3 protein-coding genes and 1 pseudogene are annotated in these 3,319 nt (G+C 46.0%); all 4 read left to right on the top strand.

The window, feature by feature from the left end; all coding sequences use genetic code 11:
* Window positions 1-183: pseudogene (locus TW89_RS08350) on the top strand (T6SS immunity protein Tli4 family protein); the annotation flags it as partial.
* 124 nt (window positions 184-307) lie between these two features.
* A complete protein-coding gene (locus tag TW89_RS08345) occupies window positions 308-1,414 on the top strand; it encodes a tetratricopeptide repeat protein (protein ID WP_128581132.1) in 1,107 nt (368 codons plus the stop codon).
* A gap of 97 nt (window positions 1,415-1,511) precedes the next feature.
* Entirely contained in the window at window positions 1,512-1,781 is a 270-nt protein-coding gene (locus tag TW89_RS08340) for a hypothetical protein (protein WP_128581131.1), read from the top strand.
* The gene (locus tag TW89_RS08335) at window positions 1,778-2,752 is read left to right on the top strand and encodes a type VI immunity family protein (RefSeq protein WP_128581130.1); all 975 of its coding nucleotides are present in this window, start codon (window positions 1,778-1,780) and stop codon (window positions 2,750-2,752) included. The genes TW89_RS08340 and TW89_RS08335 overlap by 4 nt, the downstream gene beginning before the upstream one ends.
* Window positions 2,753-3,319 lie beyond the last annotated feature (567 nt).

The following is a 3,319-nucleotide window of genomic DNA, read 5'->3' as shown; positions in this document are numbered from 1 at the left end:
GGTACGGAAAAACTGATCAAATGGGACGGCAATAAATATATGTTGATTTGGGAACGAGACGGTGGCAATCCGCGCATCATGATGCAGTTTGGTACCGAGAAGAAAGACGGAACGAAGCGTAGCGAAGCCGAAGTGCTGGCTATCTGGGATACGGTTCTGCCCACTTTGAAGTCGGTTGAATAGTGACCGAATTCCTTTTACATCTTTCTACATCCGTGCAAAACTGCTCACCATAAAAAGGACCTCGACAGTCTCACTTTATTGCAATTTTATTTTCAGACGGCCTTAAAACAAACGAATCGATACCATGAAAAAATTAATTTTTATCTCCGTACTTATCCCCCTGCTGGTTTCCTGCGGTTCAGCTTCGCCGTCACAATCTGACCGCGATTACACCCAAACCCATCCTGAACCTAAAGCTTTTGACCCGAAACGCACCCAATACACCTGCGCCACTTGGACGCCGCCGTCCGACACTGATGCCGAAGCCGAGCAATGGTATCGGGCGGCAACCTTACTTCATGCCCAAAGTTGGCGCAGAACCGCGCAAGAGTTGCAGGATATGGTGATTCTGTATGAGGCGGCGGCAAGTCGCGGACATTACCGTGCCATCAACAATCTCTACCTGCTCTACACCGGCACCCAAGGTGCGATGGGGGACTTGTTTGACCAACGTCCCGACCGCGCCCGCAAATGGTTGCATTATGGTTTGGAGAAGGATTGGGCAATAGCATACTACTGGCTGTTTGACTCTTTATATGACGGCCATGCAGGTTATTACAACCCGAAACTCGGCCTTGCCTACCTGCAAAAGGCAGTGGAATTAAGCGTCCCGTTGGCGCAGTATGAATTGGCACGGATTTACGATATAAAGCTCAAAGATTTAAAAACCGCTCAAGTATTGCTTGATTGTGCTTCCAAGCAGGGGTTTTCAGCGGCAATGGACGAGTTATCTACTTTCAAGTGGATTGACGGCAAATTAAACGAATCCCTGTTACTGATGCACAATGCCGTACGGAATGGAGGTGAAAAAGGAGGGGAATCTGCGTTACTATTGACGGACGTTTATAGTGAATCAAAAGGTATTCTGCAGGCGTTTTCCGCTACCCCTGCCGACCCTATTCGAGAAGCAGCCTATCATGAACTATATGTAGCACTTAAAGGTACGGACACTACCAGCGGCAATATTTTCTACACCTTCCCGCGTCTGGACGAGGTTCTGCCACTGCCTCCCGCCAAAACCCATTGGAAAGGCATCTACTCTGCAATGAGTAAGGAAGACGCGGCGTTCTACCAAAATCCACCTAATACCGCAGCACTTGCCGCTGATATCCTTAAACGCGGTATCGTTAAAAAAGAAGAAGTTTACTGGTCGCCGCGCCCTCCCGAGCCTCCCGAAGATGACGGGATATAAGTGGAATCAAGCCTAAATATATACCAAGGTCGTCTGAAATCTGGAAGGGTTACTTTCAGACGGCCTTAAATGTAAGAAACGCCAGAATAGGGGCAACATGACAAAAAAACTTTATGAATCCCTGCAAAGGGAAGCCGATGAAATCCTGATGTATGACGAAGACTACAATATCAATGCCCGTCTGGGACTGACCATATTGATCTACTATACGGGTGGCGGTTCGGTAGCGGGACAGCGTAAGACGCTGGAGGTTTTCGAACGCTTTTATTCGCAGTACCACGGGTATTTGAAAACACACTTTTGGGACGGGATGCGCCGTTTTGCCCGTATCAATCCGAACGCATTTCAAAAAAAATCGATAAAATGATTCAAAATGCCGAACAGGGGGAAAGCTTGCAGGGCGTGCTGAACTCCGGTCCTTCCAACAGGGCGGCGGAATATGAAATCAAAACCCTATCTGCCCACCCCTTAGGCGGAGTTGATGACCTGTCCTATCTCAGGATCACCTTTCCACTGTCTTTTTTGTCCTCCTCGGAAAAACGTCGCGAGTATGAAAGCTGGATAGAATATCTGTGCAAACACTTTGATATTTTCCACGGTTATGCCGGACTGAGTATCGTCCTCCCCTACGCCTACCACAAATACCGGTTTTACGAATATTCCGTAACCAAACGCTATTGGGGGGTAACACCCGATTCAGGTGGACATGATGACTCTCCCTGGTACACGGGCATCAAGTCCGTCAGTTGGTATACCCTTGTCGGCAAGACGTTCCAAGATAAATTGAACAGCATGGAAATCCAAAACGTTTTAAACCATTATCCGGACATTACGCTGAAGACCTATAACGGCACCATGGTATTCAAAACAGGGAAGTTTCCCGACTTGGGAGATAAAACCAAACCGTTGCCCGTTAATTACCTGGTAGTGAACAACCTGATGCGGCCGATACTGACACAAAAGCTGAACGACTCATTACATACTGCCTTCGGCAACGGCAAAAACGGCTACTCAACCTCACAGGGTTATTATTGGTTGCATCGCTGGGATAATGCCAATTTTGAAAACGGGATTTTTGATCCTAAAGGGACGAAGCAGGAACTGATGCCTGTTTACCGTCAAAAGCCTTTGGAAGCCCCTTATGCAGGAATGTGGATACCCGATAATTTGGAGAACGCGATAGAACGACATTTTGAAGAAGGGGAAGTTTTTCCTGATAGGGGAGAGTATTACAAGCACCTTCTAAACGGCACAACGGAAATTGGGAAAGGTTATTGTGTTTGGCGTTTGGTTAAGCGGGACGACGGAGGCAGTGTGCTGGTGGCTTCAGAGTTTTAATTATTCAGTCTCAAGCGTAAGTCAAGTTGAAAACCCAACTTTAATAAAGGTCGTCTGAAAAACCTTTCAGACGGCCTTTTTATTTTTGAATTCTGTAAGTGATTGTACAACTAGAAGAAACAGGATTTAACAGGCTAAAATACTAGTATTATTAATTTAACATAATATAAATTAATTTCCTTTTCCCTATTCTTCTACAAATTCCGCTGTTTTGTTCCTATATGTCAAATGAGAATTAATGATACTCTAGAGAGTGTGCTCATAGTACTCCAATTTTTAGTATAAAATCAATGGTTTTAAGAGAAATGTAAATGCTTAATTTACCACTTTTTCCCTGAATGGTGGAATAGGGCGGGGTAAAATGACTCTTTATCCCTTATTTCAACCGTTCAGACGGCCTTATTTCCATTCATCCCATTCGCTTTACCATCGGCATTATCCCCGTTACCATACAGTGTTCATCGTCAGTCGGATATTACCCTTATGACCGCCCGCCAATCCTACCACCTCACCTTCGCCCGTTTCTCCCCCTCACTTTCAGTTCGCTCCTTCAGCGCATCCGAAGCA

It is taken from the genome of Neisseria flavescens (genome assembly GCF_001618065.1).
Taxonomy (GTDB): domain Bacteria; phylum Pseudomonadota; class Gammaproteobacteria; order Burkholderiales; family Neisseriaceae; genus Neisseria; species Neisseria flavescens_A.
Note: the sequence above shows the minus strand (reverse complement) of the source record. Positions and strands in the feature narration are given on the sequence as shown.

What these genes read in the sequence shown, in the direction of transcription:
- TW89_RS08340 (WP_128581131.1), top strand. Translation starts at nt 1,512, where the DNA reads ATGACAAAAAAACTTTATGAATCCCTGCAAAGGGAAGCCGATGAAATC.
- TW89_RS08345 (WP_128581132.1), top strand. Translation starts at nt 308, where the DNA reads ATGAAAAAATTAATTTTTATCTCCGTACTTATCCCCCTGCTGGTTTCC.
- TW89_RS08335 (WP_128581130.1), top strand. Translation starts at nt 1,778, where the DNA reads ATGATTCAAAATGCCGAACAGGGGGAAAGCTTGCAGGGCGTGCTGAAC.